Origin of the sequence: Pseudomonas putida, from assembly GCF_004357765.1 — a bacterium.
Taxonomy (GTDB): Bacteria; Pseudomonadota; Gammaproteobacteria; order Pseudomonadales; family Pseudomonadaceae; genus Aquipseudomonas; species Aquipseudomonas putida_U.
Genome location: NZ_SMTE01000003.1, coordinates 343,104 through 359,009 on the forward strand (window position 1 = coordinate 343,104; position 15,906 = coordinate 359,009).

16 protein-coding genes are annotated in these 15,906 nt (G+C 62.9%); 7 read left to right on the forward strand and 9 right to left on the reverse strand.

The features are described from left to right. Positions 1-38 precede the first annotated feature (38 nt). Positions 39-710: a methionine ABC transporter permease gene (locus E2H86_RS06245; RefSeq protein WP_133325792.1), complete on the reverse strand. Its 672-nt coding sequence runs from the start codon at positions 708-710 to the stop codon at positions 39-41. Continuing rightward, positions 710-1,717 carry a methionine ABC transporter ATP-binding protein gene (locus tag E2H86_RS06250; protein ID WP_133325794.1) on the reverse strand — a complete coding sequence of 336 codons (1,008 nt, stop codon included), beginning with the start codon at positions 1,715-1,717 and terminating at the stop codon, positions 710-712. The genes E2H86_RS06245 and E2H86_RS06250 overlap by 1 nt, the downstream gene beginning before the upstream one ends. Before the next feature lie 225 nt (positions 1,718-1,942). Here E2H86_RS06250 and katE point away from each other — a divergent pair, with 225 nt between their 5' ends. Then, positions 1,943-4,087: a catalase HPII gene (gene katE / locus E2H86_RS06255; RefSeq protein ID WP_133325796.1), complete on the forward strand. Its 2,145-nt coding sequence runs from the start codon at positions 1,943-1,945 to the stop codon at positions 4,085-4,087. A gap of 52 nt (positions 4,088-4,139) precedes the next feature. Here katE and E2H86_RS06260 read toward each other — a convergent pair whose 3' ends face one another. The 4 genes from E2H86_RS06260 to zur all read right to left on the reverse strand — a co-directional run bounded on the left by E2H86_RS06260 (position 4,140) and on the right by zur (position 7,006). Then, positions 4,140-4,847, reverse strand: a complete 708-nt coding sequence (locus tag E2H86_RS06260) for a PA5502 family lipoprotein (protein WP_133325798.1) — start codon at positions 4,845-4,847, stop codon at positions 4,140-4,142. Between the two features lie 128 nt (positions 4,848-4,975). Further along, the gene (znuB, locus tag E2H86_RS06265; RefSeq protein WP_133325800.1) at positions 4,976-5,758 is read right to left on the reverse strand and encodes a zinc ABC transporter permease subunit ZnuB; all 783 of its coding nucleotides are present in this window, start codon (positions 5,756-5,758) and stop codon (positions 4,976-4,978) included. Beyond that, the gene (gene znuC / locus E2H86_RS06270) at positions 5,751-6,524 is read right to left on the reverse strand and encodes a zinc ABC transporter ATP-binding protein ZnuC (RefSeq protein WP_133325802.1); all 774 of its coding nucleotides are present in this window, start codon (positions 6,522-6,524) and stop codon (positions 5,751-5,753) included. Before znuC ends, znuB begins: the two co-directional genes overlap by 8 nt. Further along, the gene (zur, locus tag E2H86_RS06275) at positions 6,521-7,006 is read right to left on the reverse strand and encodes a zinc uptake transcriptional repressor Zur (RefSeq protein WP_133325804.1); all 486 of its coding nucleotides are present in this window, start codon (positions 7,004-7,006) and stop codon (positions 6,521-6,523) included. Before zur ends, znuC begins: the two co-directional genes overlap by 4 nt. Before the next feature lie 18 nt (positions 7,007-7,024). Between zur and E2H86_RS06280 the strand changes: the two genes are divergently transcribed. Further along, positions 7,025-7,981, forward strand: a complete 957-nt coding sequence (locus E2H86_RS06280) for a zinc ABC transporter substrate-binding protein (protein WP_133325806.1) — start codon at positions 7,025-7,027, stop codon at positions 7,979-7,981. Positions 7,982-8,030: 49 nt separating this feature from the next. Here E2H86_RS06280 and E2H86_RS06285 read toward each other — a convergent pair whose 3' ends face one another. Then, complete coding sequence (locus E2H86_RS06285) at positions 8,031-8,981, reverse strand: homoserine kinase (RefSeq protein ID WP_133325808.1); 951 nt, start codon at positions 8,979-8,981, stop codon at positions 8,031-8,033. A gap of 69 nt (positions 8,982-9,050) precedes the next feature. Continuing rightward, a complete protein-coding gene (locus E2H86_RS06290; RefSeq protein ID WP_133325810.1) occupies positions 9,051-9,338 on the reverse strand; it encodes a DUF2782 domain-containing protein in 288 nt (95 codons plus the stop codon). Between the two features lie 75 nt (positions 9,339-9,413). Here E2H86_RS06290 and polA point away from each other — a divergent pair, with 75 nt between their 5' ends. Continuing rightward, complete coding sequence (polA, locus tag E2H86_RS06295) at positions 9,414-12,161, forward strand: DNA polymerase I (protein WP_133325812.1); 2,748 nt, start codon at positions 9,414-9,416, stop codon at positions 12,159-12,161. Between the two features lie 290 nt (positions 12,162-12,451). Here polA and yihA read toward each other — a convergent pair whose 3' ends face one another. Continuing rightward, the gene (gene yihA / locus E2H86_RS06300) at positions 12,452-13,084 is read right to left on the reverse strand and encodes a ribosome biogenesis GTP-binding protein YihA/YsxC (RefSeq protein WP_133325814.1); all 633 of its coding nucleotides are present in this window, start codon (positions 13,082-13,084) and stop codon (positions 12,452-12,454) included. Positions 13,085-13,277: 193 nt separating this feature from the next. Here yihA and E2H86_RS06305 point away from each other — a divergent pair, with 193 nt between their 5' ends. From E2H86_RS06305 to E2H86_RS06320, 4 genes are all read left to right on the forward strand, one after another. Further along, complete coding sequence (locus tag E2H86_RS06305) at positions 13,278-13,580, forward strand: c-type cytochrome (RefSeq protein ID WP_133325906.1); 303 nt, start codon at positions 13,278-13,280, stop codon at positions 13,578-13,580. A gap of 31 nt (positions 13,581-13,611) precedes the next feature. Continuing rightward, positions 13,612-14,229, forward strand: a complete 618-nt coding sequence (locus E2H86_RS06310) for a c-type cytochrome (RefSeq protein WP_133325816.1) — start codon at positions 13,612-13,614, stop codon at positions 14,227-14,229. A gap of 153 nt (positions 14,230-14,382) precedes the next feature. Continuing rightward, positions 14,383-15,018, forward strand: a complete 636-nt coding sequence (gene dsbA, locus E2H86_RS06315; RefSeq protein ID WP_133325818.1) for a thiol:disulfide interchange protein DsbA — start codon at positions 14,383-14,385, stop codon at positions 15,016-15,018. 13 nt (positions 15,019-15,031) lie between these two features. Continuing rightward, positions 15,032-15,886: an endonuclease/exonuclease/phosphatase family protein gene (locus E2H86_RS06320; protein ID WP_133325820.1), complete on the forward strand. Its 855-nt coding sequence runs from the start codon at positions 15,032-15,034 to the stop codon at positions 15,884-15,886. Positions 15,887-15,906 lie beyond the last annotated feature (20 nt).

The following is a 15,906-nucleotide window of genomic DNA, read 5'->3' on the forward strand; positions in this document are numbered from 1 at the left end:
GGCCCCCGAGCGGGCCGGCCGGGCCGACCCCATTGGGGTTATTTACGGGAAAAATGCACGACCAGTTTGTCGCCCACGCTTTGCAGGACTTGAACCAGGATCAGCAACAACACCACGGTGACGATCATCACGTCGGTCTGGAAGCGCTGGTAGCCAAAGCGGATCGCCAGGTCGCCGAGGCCACCGGCACCGACCACGCCGGCCATGGCAGTGTAAGACACCAGGGTGATGGCGGTGACGGTGATGGCCGCGAAGATGCCTGGGCGAGCTTCCGGCAGCAGTGCGTTGGTGATGATCTGGCGAGTGGTGGCGCCCATCGACTGGGTCGCTTCGATGATGCCGCGGTCCACTTCCCGCAGGGCGGTCTCGACCAGGCGAGCGAAGAACGGCGTGGCCCCCACCACCAAGGGTGGAATGGCGCCGGCGACGCCCAGGGAGGTGCCGGTGATCAGTACGGTGACCGGGATCATCACGATCAGCAGGATGATGAACGGCAGCGAACGCAGGATGTTGACCACCAGCGACAGCAACGCATACACGCCCTTCTGCTCGAACATCTGCCGAGGGCCGCAGAGGAACAGCAGCACGCCCAGCGGCAGGCCCAGCAGCACGGTGAAGAACAGCGAGCCGAACAGCATGATCAGGGTATCGACGGTGGCCAGCCAGATTTCGGCCCAGTCAACGTTGGCGAAGAAATTCAGGGCGTCCATCAACGCAGTACCTCCATATGTACGTCAGCTGCCGTGAAGCGGGCGAAGGCCGCCTCCATGTCGCCGCCGGTGACGGCCAGGGTCAGCTGCCCATAGGGCACGTCCTTGATGCGATCGATGCGCCCGGCAAGGATGCTGTAGTCCACGCCGGTCTCACGGGCGACGGTGCCCAGCAGTGGCGCGTAGGTCGCATCACCCTGGAAGGTCAGGCGCACGATGCGGCCCGGTACATGGGCGAAGTCATCACGCTGTTCGCCCTCGTCGACCTGCTCGTCTTCCTGCACGAAGCGTTTGGTGGTCGGGTGCTGGGGGTGCAGGAACACCTCGGCCACCGAGCCCTGCTCGACGATCTGGCCGGCATCCATCACCGCCACGCGGTCGCAGACCCGACGAATCACGTCCATTTCATGGGTGATCAGCACGATGGTCAGCTTCAGCTCACGATTGATCTCGGCCAGCAGTTGCAGCACCGAAGCGGTGGTCTGCGGGTCGAGGGCACTGGTGGCCTCGTCGCACAGCAGGATCTTCGGGTTGGTGGACAGGGCGCGGGCAATGCCGACGCGCTGTTTCTGGCCGCCGGACAGCTGCGCCGGGTACTTCCTGGCGTGGTCGGACAGACCGACACGGGCCAGCAACTCGGTGACGCGCTTGTCGATGTCGCTGCGCGACAGCTCGCCGGCCAGAGTCAACGGCAATGCCACGTTGTCGGCAACGGTCTTGGAAGCCAGCAGGTTGAAGTGCTGGAAGATCATCCCGACCTGCTGGCGCAGGCTGCGCAGTTGGGCGGCGTTGAACGCCGTGACGTCCTCGCCGTCGATGATGATCTTGCCACCGGAGGGCTCCTCCAGGCGGTTGATCAGGCGCAGCATGGTGCTCTTGCCGGCGCCGGAATGGCCGATCAGGCCGAACACCTGGCCATCTTCGATGGTCAGGCTGGTCGGATGGAGAGCGGGGATTTCCCTACCGGCGACGCGGTAGGTCTTATGTACTTGTTGGAACTCGATCACGTAGCGAACCTTGTGGGGCGCATGGAATTTGGGTCAGCGGTTAGCTGTCGGTCGCGCATTTTAGCGTTTTCCCTTAGCTGTTCTTAGCATTTATTTCGTGATGCACCAATTCTGCGGGCATAACGCGACAACTGGTAAACCCGATTGAACGCTCGGCGAAGCCCTTCAGTCACTACAAGACAAGCCCGAATGGGCACGCCTGAAGACTGAAGAGGAGAGCCGATCATGCCCAGCAAGAAAACGGACGCGCCCAGGACCAGCGAAGCCGCCGGCACCCAGACCCCGGACCGGGCCAACACCAACGCCAAACTGCAGAGCCTGGAGGACGTGCGCAGCGATCCCACCGGCCAGGCCCTGCGCACCAACCAGGGCGTGCGCATCGCCGACAACCAGAACACGCTCAAGGCTGGCGCTCGAGGTCCATCGTTGCTCGAAGACTTCATCATGCGCGAGAAGATCACCCACTTCGACCATGAGCGTATTCCTGAGCGCATCGTCCACGCCCGTGGCACCGGGGCCCATGGCTATTTCCAGAGCTACGGCTGCCACGCCGAATTGAGCAAGGCGGGCTTCCTTCAGGACCCTGAGAAAATCACCCCGGTATTCGTGCGTTTCTCCACTGTGCAGGGACCGCGGGGATCGGGAGACACGGTACGCGATGTGCGCGGATTCGCCGTCAAGTTCTACACCGATGAAGGCAATTTCGACCTGGTTGGCAACAATATGCCGGTGTTCTTCATCCAGGATGCGATCAAGTTCCCCGACTTCGTCCATGCGGTGAAGCCTGAACCGCATAACGAGATGCCGACCGGCGGCTCGGCCCACGATACTTTCTGGGATTTCGTCTCGCTGGTGCCGGAGTCGGCGCACATGGTCATGTGGGCCATGTCCGACCGAGCGATCCCCCGCAGCCTGCGGATGATGGAAGGCTTCGGCATCCACACCTTCCGCCTGATCAACGCTGAAGGCGTGGCCAACTTCGTCAAGTTCCACTGGAAGCCGCGTCAGGGCGTGCACTCTCTTCTATGGGACGAGGCACAGAAGTTGGCGGGCAAGGACACCGATTTCCAGCGTCGTGACCTTTGGGAAGCCATCGAGACCGGCGACTACCCGGAGTGGGAGCTGGGCGTGCAGATCGTCCCGGAGGCGGACGAACACAAGTTCGACTTCGACCTGCTCGATCCGACCAAGATCATTCCCGAGGAGCTGGTACCGGTGACGCCACTGGGCAAGATGGTGCTCAACCGCAACCCGGACAACTTCTTCGCCGAAACCGAGCAGGTGGCCTTCTGCCCTGGGCATATCGTGCCGGGCATCGATTTCACCAACGACCCGCTATTGCAGGGACGGTTGTTCTCCTACACCGACACCCAGATCAGTCGTCTCGGTGGCCCGAACTTCCACCAGATCCCGATCAATCGCCCCGTAGCGCCCAATCACAACAACCAGCGCGATGCGATGCATCAGCACGTCGTGCATAAGGGGCGCGCCTCTTATGAGCCGAACTCCATTGACGGCGGCTGGCCCAAGGAGACCCCGGCAGGTCCCCAGGATGGTGGTTTCGAGAGCTATCAGGAGCGTATCGACGCGCACAAGATCCGTGAGCGCAGCGAGTCGTTCGCTGATCACTTCTCCCAGGCCCGGCTGTTCTTCGAGAGCATGAGCGAGACTGAGCAGCAGCATATCGTCAAGGCGTACAGCTTCGAGCTGGGCAAGGTCGAACGCGAGCACATCCGTGCCCGTGAGGTGAATGAAATTCTCGCCAACATCGATCTCCAGCTGGCGGAAGCCGTGGCGGCCAACCTTGGCCTGCCGGCGCCCAAGGCCGGCACCGTCAAGGTCAAGGGTAGCCAGTTGAAGCAATCGCCAGCGCTCAGCCAGATGAATCACCTGGGCGATGTCGGCATCAAGGGTCGCAAGATTGCCGTGCTGGTGGCCGATGGCGTGGATGGCGGTAGCGTCGACCACTGGCGCAAGGCGCTCGAGGCGCACAGCGCGCGGATCTTGGTGTTGGGACCGACCTCGGCGCCGGTGAAAACGGCCGACGGGCAGATGCTGGCGGTGGATGCCTCGATGGAAGGGATGCCTTCGGTCATGTTCGATGGGGTGGTGGTGCCGGGCGGCAAGAAGGCACTGGATGCACTGGCGGCCAGCGGGTTGGCCAAGCATTTCCTGCTGGAAGCCTACAAGCACCTCAAGGCGATCGCTTCTGCTGCCGAAGGCAAGTCGTTGATCGACGGGCTGGGCCTCAAGATGGACAAGGGCTTGTTGGCAGGCGATGACCAGAAGGCGGTGGATGCCTTTGTCAAGGCGGTCGAGGGGCATCGGGTTTGGGAGCGTGAGGCTGCGGCCGAGGCTATTCCTGCCTGATCGGTGTGGAACCTTTCGCGGCGGTTCGGCGCCCCGAGCCGCCGCGAAGCGTTCACTGCTGGTGCGGTATTAGCACCACCTGCGCCGGCAGCGAACGTTGGATCTCGTGCTTCTGTTTCAACGCGAATCCGCTGTCGATCTTGTGCACGCGCTTTTCCAGAAGGGTCTTCAGCCAAGGCGCGTCAGCTGTGCGTGGCACCTGAAACACCACATCACACTGGTAATTCACCACATCCTTGGCGATTTCGTCGAGTTGACGACGCATCGCTGCAATGTCCGTGGTCTTCAACGCAATGACCGTGCTTGGTGCGGTCGGATCGATCACCCGTGCCGCAGGCTTGGCTTCGGCCGCTTTCAATGCAGCCTCGGCTTTTTCCAGTTCAGCCTTGCGTGCCATGGCCACGGCATCGCCGCCGGTCACTGCCGGAGCCTGTGGCATCAGGGCGCGGGCGCGGGCCAGGGCCGTCGCTGCGGCATTCACGTCACCTTTCTGCAGCACGATCTGGCTGCGTTGCAGGTAGGCTTCGGCCAACTGCCGCTGGTATTGCTCCAGGCGCGCATCGTCGGGCGACTGCGCCTGCAGCGCGGCGAGTTGGTCTTCGGCGGTGGCCAGCTCGTTGCTGGTGATACTTTGCTGCAGCTGCTGCCAGGCATCGGCTTGGGCAGGTGCGGAGGCCTGGTCGACCGGCGCGCTGGAACAAGCGGCCAGGAACAGGGAAAACACGGCAACAAGCAGATAACGGGTTGCGAACGGCTTCATTCCTGCGACTCTCTATTTGCGCAAAAAGCGAGCAAGTCTACACCCAGGTGCGCACGCTCGAAAACAAGTCTTACAGACCCTTTACCCGCGAAATGGTTGCAGGATGCGCCGTGCGTACCCTGACCGGCTCATCGTTTAGGCAGGGCCAGGCTCAGCAAGAATAGCACTGCGGCGCAGACCACGATCGACGGCCCGGCCGGGGTGTCCTTGAACCAGGACAGGGCCAGGCCGCCACACACCGCGACTACGCCGAGCAGGCTCGCGCCCAGAGCCATCTGCTCGGGCGAGCGGGCATGGCGCTGCGCGGTGGCCGCCGGAATGATCAGCAACGAGGTGATCAGCAACACCCCGACGATCTTCATCGCCACCGCAATGACCACTGCGATCAGCAGCATCAGCCCCAAGCGCAGGCCGGCTACTGGAAGGCCTTCGACCATGGCCAGCTCTTCGTGCACAGTGACCGCCAGCAAAGGCCGCCAGAGCACGGCGAGCAGTACCAGCACCAACGCGCTGCCGCCGAGGATCCAGGCCAGGTCGGTGGTGCCGATGGCCAGCAGGTCGCCGAACAGGTAAGCCATCAGGTCGATGCGTACGTCGTGCATGAAGCTCAGAGCCACCAGGCCCAGCGACAGGGTGCTAGGCGCGAGGATGCCAAGCAGGGTATCGGAGGCCAGTGGCTGACGTTGCTGCAAGGTCACCAGCAGGATCGCCAGCAGCAGACAGCCGACGGTCACCGCCAGCGCCGGGCTGACGTCCAGGGCGAAGCCCATGGCCACACCCAGCAGTGCGGCATGGGACAGGGTATCGCCGAAATAAGCCATGCGCCGCCATACCACGAATGAACCCAGCGGCCCCGCAACCAGCGCCAGGGACAGACCCGCGAGCAGGGCATACAGAAGAAAATCAGCCATGCTTGCAGTGCTCTCCGTGAACATGGGCGCCGGGGGCGACCACCGAGCCATGCAGGTCGTGGCTGTGGTCGTGATGGTGGTGGTAGATGGCCAGGCTCGGGGCATTCTGGCCGAACAGCTCGACGAACGCAGGGTCGCCGCTGACTTGCTCCGGATGCCCGGAACAGCACACGTGGCGGTTCAGACAGACCACCTGGTCGGTGGTGCTCATCACCAGGTGCAAGTCGTGGGAGACCATCAACACGCCGCAGCCATGGCGGTCGCGCAGGCGGGTGATGAGGTTGTACAACTCGGTCTGGCCGACCACGTCCACCCCCTGCACCGGCTCGTCCAGCACCAGCAGTTGCGGTTCGCGCAACAGGGCACGGGCCAGCAGTACACGCTGCATTTCGCCGCCGGAGATGGTCTGGATCGGGCTGTCGATGACCTGCTCGGCGCCCACTTCCTGGAGGGCCGAAAGCGCAGCGGCGCGGTCCACGCCGGGCACCAGGCGCAGGAAGCGCAATACCGACAGCGGCAAGGTCGCATCCACCTGGATTTTCTGCGGCATGTAACCGATGCGCAGCTTCGGCTTGCGCCATACCTTGCCTCGGTGCGGTTTGAGCAGCCCGAGTACTGCGCGCACCAGGGTGGTCTTGCCGGCGCCGTTGGGGCCGATCAGCGTGACGATTTGCCCGGGCGCCACCGACAGGTCGATGCTGTCCAGCACGGCCTCGCCGCCAAAGGTGACGCCGACCTGCTCCAGGCGGATCAAGGCGTCGCTCATGCTGCGCTCCGGCAGTTGCTGCACAGGCCGACCACTTCGACCGTCTGGGTCTCGACGGTGAAGTTCACGCCTTGGGCGCTGGCGACGATGGCGTCGCTGATGCTCTGCTGTTCCAGCTCGATGGCCACGTGGCATTGCCGGCAGATCAGGAACTGGCCCTGGTGCACGTGTTCGGGGTGGCTACAGCCGATGAAGGCGTTGAGCGAGGCGATGCGGTGAACCAGGCCGTTTTCCAGGAGAAAGTCCAGCGCACGGTATACGGTGGGCGGCGCGGCGCGGCGGCCATCCTGTTCGCTGAGTACGGCAAGGATGTCGTAAGCCCCCAGCGGCTTGTGACTCTGCCAAACCAGTTCCAGTACGCGCCGGCGCAGGGCAGTCAGGCGCAGGCCTTGGCGAGTGCACAGGGCATCGGCCTCGGACAATGCGCTGTGCACGCAGTGGGAGTGATCGTGGGGGCGGTTGGCCAGCGGCGTGATGGACATGGGCAGCGACGGTTCTGGATGGAGACGTTATTATGTTACCTGTTTCTGACGAGTCGAGTATTAAACGTGTCCCGATTCCTTGTGCTTTTTGTCGCTTTCCTCGCCTGTTCGGCGCAGGCCGACGTGCGTGTGCTGACCAGCATCAAACCCCTGCAGCAGATTGCCGCGGCAGTCCAGGACGGGGTGGGCAGTCCCGAGGTGCTGCTGCCGCCGGGCGCTTCGCCGCACCACTACGCCCTGCGTCCCTCCGATGTGCGGCGGGTGGCCGATGCCGACCTGCTCTACTGGATCGGCCCCGACATGGAGAGCTTCCTGCCCAGGGTCCTGGGTAGCCGCAGCAAGCCCACGGTGGCGGTGCAGACGCTCAAGGGCATCCACCTGCGCCGCTTCGGCGAGGACAGTCATTCCCATGAGCAAGAGGCCCATGACGACCATGACCACGACCACCGCCCAGGCAGCCTGGATGCCCACCTGTGGTTGTCGACGGTCAATGCACGGGTTATCGCATTGACCATGGCCGCCGATCTGGCCCGAACCGACCCGGCCAATGCCGCGCGCTACATGGCCAACGGCCGGGCCTTCGTCGAGCGCATGGACGCCCTGGATGCGCGCATCAAGGCACGCGTGGCGGGTGTCGCCGACAAGCCCTACTTTGTCTTCCACGAGGCGTTCGACTACTTCGAGAACGCTTACGGCCTGAAGCACACCGGGGTGTTCAGCATCGCCTCGGAGGTGCAGCCGGGCGCCCAGCATGTGGCGGCGATGCGCGCACGTTTGCAGGAAGTGGGCAAGACCTGTGTGTTCAGTGAGCCACCGATCCGACCACGCCTGGCAGAAACGTTGACTGCCGGATTGCCGGTACGCCTGGCGGAGTTGGACGCGCTGGGCGGTAACGATCCGGTGGATGGCAAGGGTTACGAGCGTCTGCTGGAGAAGCTGGGCAGTGATCTGGCGGGGTGCCTGGAGCAGCTCTGAGCCTACACTGGCCCTTTCGCGGGCAAGCCCGCGAAAGGGCCGGCGCGACCTAGAGTGCGAACGGCAGGTGCAACGCCACTTGCTGACGTTGCGCCAGGCGCACCTCGAACTCGCGCGGGTCGTGGATCATCACATCCATGCCGGCAAACGATTCCGCTGCAATCAGGCGCGACAGCCAGAAACGCACGCACGCCACCCGTAGCATTTCCGGCCACAGCTCGGCTTCGGCAGCGGTGAACGGCCGCAGTGCCGCATAGGCTGCCAGCAAGGCCTGGGCACGCGCCACGTCGATGGCACCGTTTTCATCCAGGCACCAGTCGTTCACGGTGATGGCGATGTCGTAGAGCATCGGACCGGAGCAAGCGTTATAGAAATCGATCACGCCGGTCAGGTGGGTGCCTTCGAACATCACGTTGTCGCGGAACAGGTCGGCATGCAGGTTGGCCCGTGGCAAGGCCAGGATCTGCGCCTTGTGTGCCTCGATCTCGGCCAACGCCGGTCGCAGCAGCGCGGCCTGCTCCGCGCTCAGGCGTGGCAGCAGTTCGGCACCGCTGGTCAGCATCCATTCCAGGCCGCGGTCGGTACGGCGTTCGATGATACGCTCGCGGGTGGCCAGGTGAATGTGTGCCAGCAGCTCGCCCACCTGGGCGCAGTGCTGGTTGTTCGGTGCCTTGATGTGCTTGCCCGACAGGCGCGGCTGCAGCAACGCCGGCTTGCCGCACAGCGTGCGCAATGCGTTGCCGTCGCGGTCACGCAGGGCGTAGGGCACAGGCATGTCGGCGTCGTGCAGCACGTCGAGCAGGTCGATGAAGAAAGGCATGTCCTCCACCGGGCCGCGCTCGACCAGCGTCAGGACGAACTCCCCCTGTTCGAGGCTGACGAAGAAATTGCTGTTTTCGGTGCCGGCGGCAATGCCCTGGAAATCGAGCAGACGGCCCAGCTCGTACGGCGCCAGAAAGGTTTCCAGCTCAGGCCGGGTCACGGGGGTGAAGACTGACATGATGAAGAGTTGCCCATGCGGGCACTTCCGCCGGGAAGTGCCAGGTTGATGTAATGGATGCGCGTCAGATTACCACTCGAAGATCTTCCACGACGGAATCAGCATGTCCGGTTGGTCGGATCGTATGAAATTGCCATCGGAGCCATCGGCGCGTACCAGGAAATAAGGCTTGCCATGTTTCGGCGTGACCTTGATCGCATACAGGAAGCCATTCTGGCGGTATTCCTGGATGGTTCGGTCGCCTTCGGTGCGGATGGTCACCTCGGGATCGGCCGAGGGCGCATCATCCGCTGCCAGGGTGACGACAGGCATGGTTGCCAACAGGCCGAGCAGTAACAGGCGATTGAGTGTACGCATGATAACCTTGTCCCTTTGTCGTCAATGATTCTGGCTATTCTAGCGCCGGACCCGTCGAAAAGGTTGATTCTGCTCATGAGCCAAGCGCCCCTCGTCCTGGTGGACGGTTCCTCCTACCTCTACCGTGCATTTCACGCGCTGCCGCCGCTGACCACGTCCAAGGGCATGCCGACCGGTGCGGTCAAGGGCGTGCTGAACATGCTCAAGAGCCTGCGCAAGCAATACCCCGACAGCCTGTTCGCCGTGGTCTTCGACGCCAAGGGCGGTACTTTCCGCGATGCCATGTTCGCCGAGTACAAGGCCAACCGCCCAAGCATGCCGGACGATCTGCGGGTGCAGATCGAGCCGCTGCATGCCAGCGTCAAGGCGCTGGGCTACCCGCTGCTGTGTGTCGAAGGGGTCGAGGCCGATGATGTCATCGGCACCCTGGCGCGCAGCAGCGCGGCACTGAATCGCCCGGTGATCATCTCCACGGGCGACAAGGACATGGCGCAGCTGGTGGATGGGCACATCACCTTGGTCAACACCATGACCGGTAGCGTGCTGGACGTGGCCGGCGTGCACGAGAAGTTCGGCGTGGGCCCGGAGCACATCATCGACTTCCTGGCTCTGATGGGCGACAAGGTCGACAACATTCCAGGCGTGCCTGGCGTCGGTGAAAAGACCGCCGTGGGGCTGCTGACCGGTATCGGTGGTGGCCTGAGCGATCTTTACGCCAACCTCGACAAGGTGCCAGCCCTGGCCATTCGTGGTGCCAAGACCCTGCCCGCCAAGCTCGAGGAGCACCGTGACGCGGCGTTTCTGTCATACGAGCTGGCCACCATCAAGGTCGACGTGCCGCTCGACATCGAAGTCGATGCGCTGGTCTGCGGCGAACCCGATCGTGAAGCCCTGCTGGCGCTGTACACCGAGATGGAATTCAAGAGCTGGATCGCCGAAGTGCAGCGCGATGCAGCCCAGGCCGGCGAGGCCATCGAAGCGGTAGAGCCTCCCGCGGCCCAGGTCGAAGCGAAATATCACACCCTCTACGAGCAGGCCGAATTCGACGCCTGGGTGGAGAAGCTTCGCCAGGCGCCGCTGTTCGCCTTCGACACCGAGACCACCAGCCTGGACGCCCAGCAGGCGCAGCTGGTGGGTGTGTCGTTCGCGATCGAGCCGTACGAAGCGGCCTACGTGCCGCTGGCCCACGACTACGAAGGTGCACCGACCCAACTGGACCGTGAGGCCGTGTTGCTGGCGCTCAAGCCGTTGCTGGAAGATCCGAACAAGGCCAAGGTCGGGCAGAATGCCAAGTACGACATCAATATCCTCGCCAATGGCTCGCCGGCCATCGAAATGCGTGGCGTGGCGTACGACACGATGCTCGAGTCGTACGTGTACAACTCCACCGCCACCCGTCACGACATGGACAGCCTGGCGCAGAAGTACCTCGACCACACCACCATCGCCTTCGAGGACATCGCCGGCAAGGGCGCCAAACAGCTGACCTTCAACCAGATCCACCTGGACAAGGCCGGCCCCTACGCTGCCGAAGATGCCGATATCACCCTGCGTCTGCACCAGGCGTTGCAGGCGCGGCTGGCACAGACGCCAAGCGTGCAGCCGGTGCTGATGGACATCGAGATGCCGTTGGTGCCGGTGCTGGCGCGGATCGAACGCCAGGGCGCGCTGGTCGATGCCGAGCTGCTGAAGGTACAAAGCGGCGAACTGGGGGTGAAGATGGCCGAGCTGGAGCGCCGGGCGTTCGAGCTGGCAGGCGAGACGTTCAACCTCGGTTCGCCCAAGCAACTCGGTTCGATCCTGTACGACAAGCTGGGCATGCCAGTGCTGAGCAAGACCGCCAAGGGCCAGCCGTCAACTGCCGAAGCGGTGCTCGATGAGCTCGCCGAGCAAGGTTACCCGCTGCCTGAGGTGCTGATGCAGTACCGCAGCCTGAGCAAGCTCAAGAGTACCTATACCGACAAACTGCCGGGTCAGATCAACCCGCGCACCGGGCGTATCCATACCTCCTACCAGCAGGCGGTGGCGGCCACCGGGCGGTTGTCGTCGAGCGACCCGAATCTGCAGAACATCCCGATCCGCACCGCCGAAGGCCGCCGTATCCGCCAGGCCTTCGTCGCCAGTCCGGGCTACAAGCTGCTGGCGGCGGACTATTCGCAGATCGAGCTGCGCATCATGGCTCACCTGGCCAAGGACGAGGGCCTGCTGCATGCCTTCCGCAATGACCTGGACGTGCACCGGGCCACGGCTGCTGAGGTGTTCGGCGTAGCCCTGGAGGACGTCACCACCGACCAGCGCCGCAGTGCCAAGGCCATCAACTTCGGCCTGATCTACGGCATGAGTGCGTTCGGCCTGGCCAAGCAGATCGGCGTCGACCGCAAGCAGTCCCAGGACTATATCGACCGCTATTTCGCCCGCTACCCAGGGGTGCTGGCATACATGGAACGCACCCGAGCCCAGGCAGCCGAGCAAGGCTTCGTGGAAACCCTGTTCGGTCGCCGCTTGTACCTGCCGGACATCAACGCCAAGAATCCGGCTCTGCGCAAGGGCGCCGAGCGCACGGCGATCAACGCGCCGATGCAGGGTACTGCCGCCGACATCATCAAACGGGCGATGGTCAACGTCGACAACTGGCTGAGCGGCAGCGGGCTGGATGCGCGAGTGATCCTGCAAGTGCACGATGAACTGGTTCTGGAAGTGCGTGAGGACCTGGTCGAACAAGTCAGAGATGAAATTCCCCTGCACATGAGCAGCGCCGCGCAGTTGGATGTGCCGCTGCTGGTCCAGGTAGGGATCGGCTCGAATTGGGACGAAGCTCACTGATTGAAGGGGCAAGGCCGTGTAGGATCCGTGGGGAGTACCGCGGTCCTGACATAAGGTTCTTACGCTTCGTGAAACTATCGCAAATAGTTTCGAGGGCCCTGGAACTAAACCGGTGAAACGCTACTCAGAGTAACTGAATGGCTGGTGAAGCCTTTCGATGCTCCTATGTTGTGTTAAGTGTTGGCAGATATCTGGACCTCACCCTAGCGGTCCGGACTTGAACCCCGAACTTCCCCCTCCCCATACGAAGTCCGGGGTTTTTTTTGCCTGCGATTTGCCGGCAAGCGGCCTCAGGCCGCGGGCTTGTCTTCCAGTTCCATCCAATCCGCCAGCACTCGATAGGCCTCTTCCAGGCCCAGGCGCTTGGGTGCCGAGAACAACTGGATGGTCACTCCCTCACCCCAGCCCTTGCGGATTTCCGACTGCACCTTGAGCAGGGTGTTCTTGCCCGCGCCATGGGTCAGCTTGTCGGCCTTGGTCAGCAGGATGTGCATGGGCATGCCGCTGGCCTTGGCCCAGTCGAGCATCATCTTGTCGAAATCGGTCATCGGATGGCGCACGTCCATCATCAAAATGACGCCGCGCAAGCACTCGCGGCTGCCCAGGTAGGCCTCCAAGTGACGCTGCCAGTGCTGCTTGAGCGGGATGGGCACTTTTGCATAACCGTAGCCCGGCAGGTCGACCAAACGCCGTTCATCGTCCAGACTGAAGAAATTCAACAGCTGGGTGCGCCCCGGGGTTTTCGAGGTACGCGCCAGGCTGGCATGAGTCAGGGTATTGAGGGCGCTGGATTTGCCGGCGTTGGAACGGCCGGCGAAAGCCACCTCGTAACCCTGGTCGTCCGGGCATTGTTCGACCTTGGCAGCGCTGAGGGCGAATTTGGCTTTCTGGCAGAGGCCGAGGATGGGGTTCTTGACTTGCATGGGATATCCGATGTGGGTGTTGCCAAAGCCGAGGCCGGCAAGCGGTGTCGTTTCCGTTTGGATGGCGGAAGTATATAATGCCCCAGTTTTTGTGTGCTCATTCTTCCAGCGAAGAGGAATGCGCATGGGGTGTCGAACAATAGCTCGCGCGACAGAACGCAGCGCGGCCCCCAACCCTGTCAGGTCGATGCGCATGGCGCAATGGCTGCTTGCTGTCGGTATGTTCCTACCGTTTTACGGCGCACAGGCTACACAGGATCCCGAGGCGTTGTACAACCGCACGTGTGCGGCCTGTCACGCCGGGCAGTTGCCCCAGGCACCCCAAAGGGGGGACCGGGCGGCCTGGGAGCCAAGACTGGCGCAAGGTGTGGACGCACTGGTGGCGCACGTCACCCAGGGTTTCAAGGCTATGCCGCCGCGTGGATTGTGCATGGACTGCAGTGCCGAGGACTACCGTTTGGTCATCCTTTGGATGAGCGGCAGTCCCGATACATAACATTTCACCCTTAGCCGTGTTGGATTAGCTGATGAACAAACTAGTCGTGAGTCTGCTGTTGACCCTGGGTGTCGCAGGTACAGCCACCGCTGCCGAACCCATTAAAGGCGATGCCGCCGCCGGCCAGGCCAAGACGGCCGTCTGTGGTGCCTGCCACAACCCCGACGGTAACAGCCTGGCCCCAAACTTCCCGAAACTGGCCGGCCAGGGCCAGCGCTACCTCGAGAAACAACTGCACGACATCAAGTCTGGCAAGCGTACCGTGCTGGAGATGACCGGCATGCTGGCCAACTTCAATGACCAGGATTTGGCCGATATCGCCGCCTACTTCTCCAGCCAGAAGGGTAGCGTCGGTGCCGCCGATCCCAAGCTGGTCGAACGTGGCCGCAGCTTGTTCAACGGCGGCGACCTGGAAAAAGGCATGCCGGCCTGTATCGGCTGCCATTCACCCAACGGTGCCGGTATCGCCTTGGCCGGTTTCCCCCATCTGGGCGGCCAGCATGCGCAGTACGTGACCAAGCAGCTCACCGATTTCCGCGAGGGCAACCGCACCAACGATGGCGATGCGATGACCATGCGTACCATTGCCGGCAAGCTCAGCAACCACGACATCGAGGCCTTGGCCAGTTACATCCAGGGGCTGCATTAACATTCGGTTAATGCTGCAGGACTAAAGATGAAAGGGCGGCGTGGACCGCCCTTTTTTACGTCCACAGCCGTTACACTAAAGAACTCGGACCCGTCCCGACCGGTCTCAGCACAGGTCGCGTCGAGGCGACCAATGAATGCTCAGGAGTAAAGCATGCGTAAACTGATTCTCAGCGCCGCGCTGGTCGCTGCCAGCGTCTTCGGTATGACTGCCGTCCAGGCCGCGGAGCCTGCCACTGCCGGCAAGGAATACATCGAGCTGAGCAACCCTGTTCCGGTATCCCAGCCGGGCAAGATCGAAGTGGTCGAGCTGTTCTGGTATGGCTGCCCTCACTGCTATCACTTCGAGCCGACCATCAACCCTTGGATCGAAAAACTGCCCAAGGACGTCAACTTCAAGCGCGTGCCCGCCATGTTCGGCGGCCCATGGGATGCCCACGGCCAGATGTTCCTGACCCTCGAAGCCATGGGCGTCGAGCATAAGGTCCACGCCGCCGTGTTCGATGCCATCCAGAACCAGCGCAAACGTCTGACCGACCCTGCCGACATGGCTGATTTCCTTGCCACTCAGGGCGTCGACAAAGACAAGTTCCTGGCCACCTACAACTCCTTCGCCATCAAGGGCCAGGTCAACCAGGCCAAGGAGCTGGCGAAGAAGTACGAAGTCACCGGCGTTCCGAGCATGGTGGTCAACGGCAAGTACCGCTTCGACCTCGGCACTGCCGGTGGGCCGGAGGGCGTGCTGAATGTCGCCGACCAGTTGATCGACAAGGAGCGCGCCGCTAAGTAAGCGGCGCGATCCCATGCCCCGCTTCCGTACCACGCGCGGCATTGGCCTGCACCAGCCGCAGGTCAACGAACATCACCTGCAGGCCCCTGGCCTGCCCGAGGATGGTCGTCTGCGGCTGCTCAGTTTCAACATCCAGGTCGGCATCAGCACCGAACGCTATCGTCACTACCTGACCCGCAGCTGGCAGCATCTGTTGCCGCATAACGGCCGTGCGGGCAATTTGCAGCGTATCGGCGAACTGCTCAACGATTTCGACCTGGTGGCCCTGCAGGAGGCCGACGGAGGCAGCCTGCGCTCTGGGTATATCAATCAGGTGGAGCACCTGGCCCAGCTGGGCGCATTCCCCTATTGGTACCAGCAGCTCAATCGTAACCTCGGACGATTCGCCCAACACAGCAATGGCGTGCTCAGCCGCCTCAAGCCGCATCTGCTGGAGGATCATCCGTTGCCCGGCCCGGCCGGTCGTGGTGCGATCCTGGTGCGCTTCGGTGAAGGCGAGGATGCCCTGGTCGTGGTGATGATGCATCTGGCGCTGGGTGCCAAGACCCGTGCCCTGCAGCTGGGTTATATCCGCGAACTGATTGGCGGTTACCGCCACCAGGTGCTGATGGGCGACATGAACACCCACGCCAACGACCTGTTGGAGCGTTCGCCACTGCGCGACCTGGGGTTGGTCGCACCGCAGGCCGAGGCCACCTTCCCCAGCTGGCGCCCCCAGCGCTGCCTGGACCATATCCTGCTCAGCCCGAGCCTGACCTTGGAACGGGTCGAGGTGCTGGCACAGCCGATTTCCGACCACCTTCCTGTCGCTGTCGAGATCCGATTGCCGGATGCATTGACTGTGGATACCCTGCCGGTCCTGAGCTAGATCAACCTGAGGGTTGCCAA

Bases quoted from the DNA above. Each gene is read 5' to 3' on its own strand.
- E2H86_RS06320 (WP_133325820.1), top strand. From the start codon at position 15,032: ATGCCCCGCTTCCGTACCACGCGCGGCATTGGCCTGCACCAGCCGCAG.
- E2H86_RS06285 (WP_133325808.1), bottom strand. From the start codon at position 8,981: ATGTCAGTCTTCACCCCCGTGACCCGGCCTGAGCTGGAAACCTTTCTG.
- katE (WP_133325796.1), top strand. From the start codon at position 1,943: ATGCCCAGCAAGAAAACGGACGCGCCCAGGACCAGCGAAGCCGCCGGC.
- yihA (WP_133325814.1), bottom strand. From the start codon at position 13,084: ATGCAAGTCAAGAACCCCATCCTCGGCCTCTGCCAGAAAGCCAAATTC.
- znuC (WP_133325802.1), bottom strand. From the start codon at position 6,524: ATGAGCGACGCCTTGATCCGCCTGGAGCAGGTCGGCGTCACCTTTGGC.
- E2H86_RS06245 (WP_133325792.1), bottom strand. From the start codon at position 710: ATGGACGCCCTGAATTTCTTCGCCAACGTTGACTGGGCCGAAATCTGG.
- znuB (WP_133325800.1), bottom strand. From the start codon at position 5,758: ATGGCTGATTTTCTTCTGTATGCCCTGCTCGCGGGTCTGTCCCTGGCG.
- polA (WP_133325812.1), top strand. From the start codon at position 9,414: ATGAGCCAAGCGCCCCTCGTCCTGGTGGACGGTTCCTCCTACCTCTAC.
- dsbA (WP_133325818.1), top strand. From the start codon at position 14,383: ATGCGTAAACTGATTCTCAGCGCCGCGCTGGTCGCTGCCAGCGTCTTC.
- E2H86_RS06280 (WP_133325806.1), top strand. From the start codon at position 7,025: ATGGAGACGTTATTATGTTACCTGTTTCTGACGAGTCGAGTATTAAAC.
- E2H86_RS06260 (WP_133325798.1), bottom strand. From the start codon at position 4,847: ATGAAGCCGTTCGCAACCCGTTATCTGCTTGTTGCCGTGTTTTCCCTG.
- E2H86_RS06310 (WP_133325816.1), top strand. From the start codon at position 13,612: ATGAACAAACTAGTCGTGAGTCTGCTGTTGACCCTGGGTGTCGCAGGT.
- E2H86_RS06305 (WP_133325906.1), top strand. From the start codon at position 13,278: ATGGCGCAATGGCTGCTTGCTGTCGGTATGTTCCTACCGTTTTACGGC.
- zur (WP_133325804.1), bottom strand. From the start codon at position 7,006: ATGTCCATCACGCCGCTGGCCAACCGCCCCCACGATCACTCCCACTGC.
- E2H86_RS06290 (WP_133325810.1), bottom strand. From the start codon at position 9,338: ATGCGTACACTCAATCGCCTGTTACTGCTCGGCCTGTTGGCAACCATG.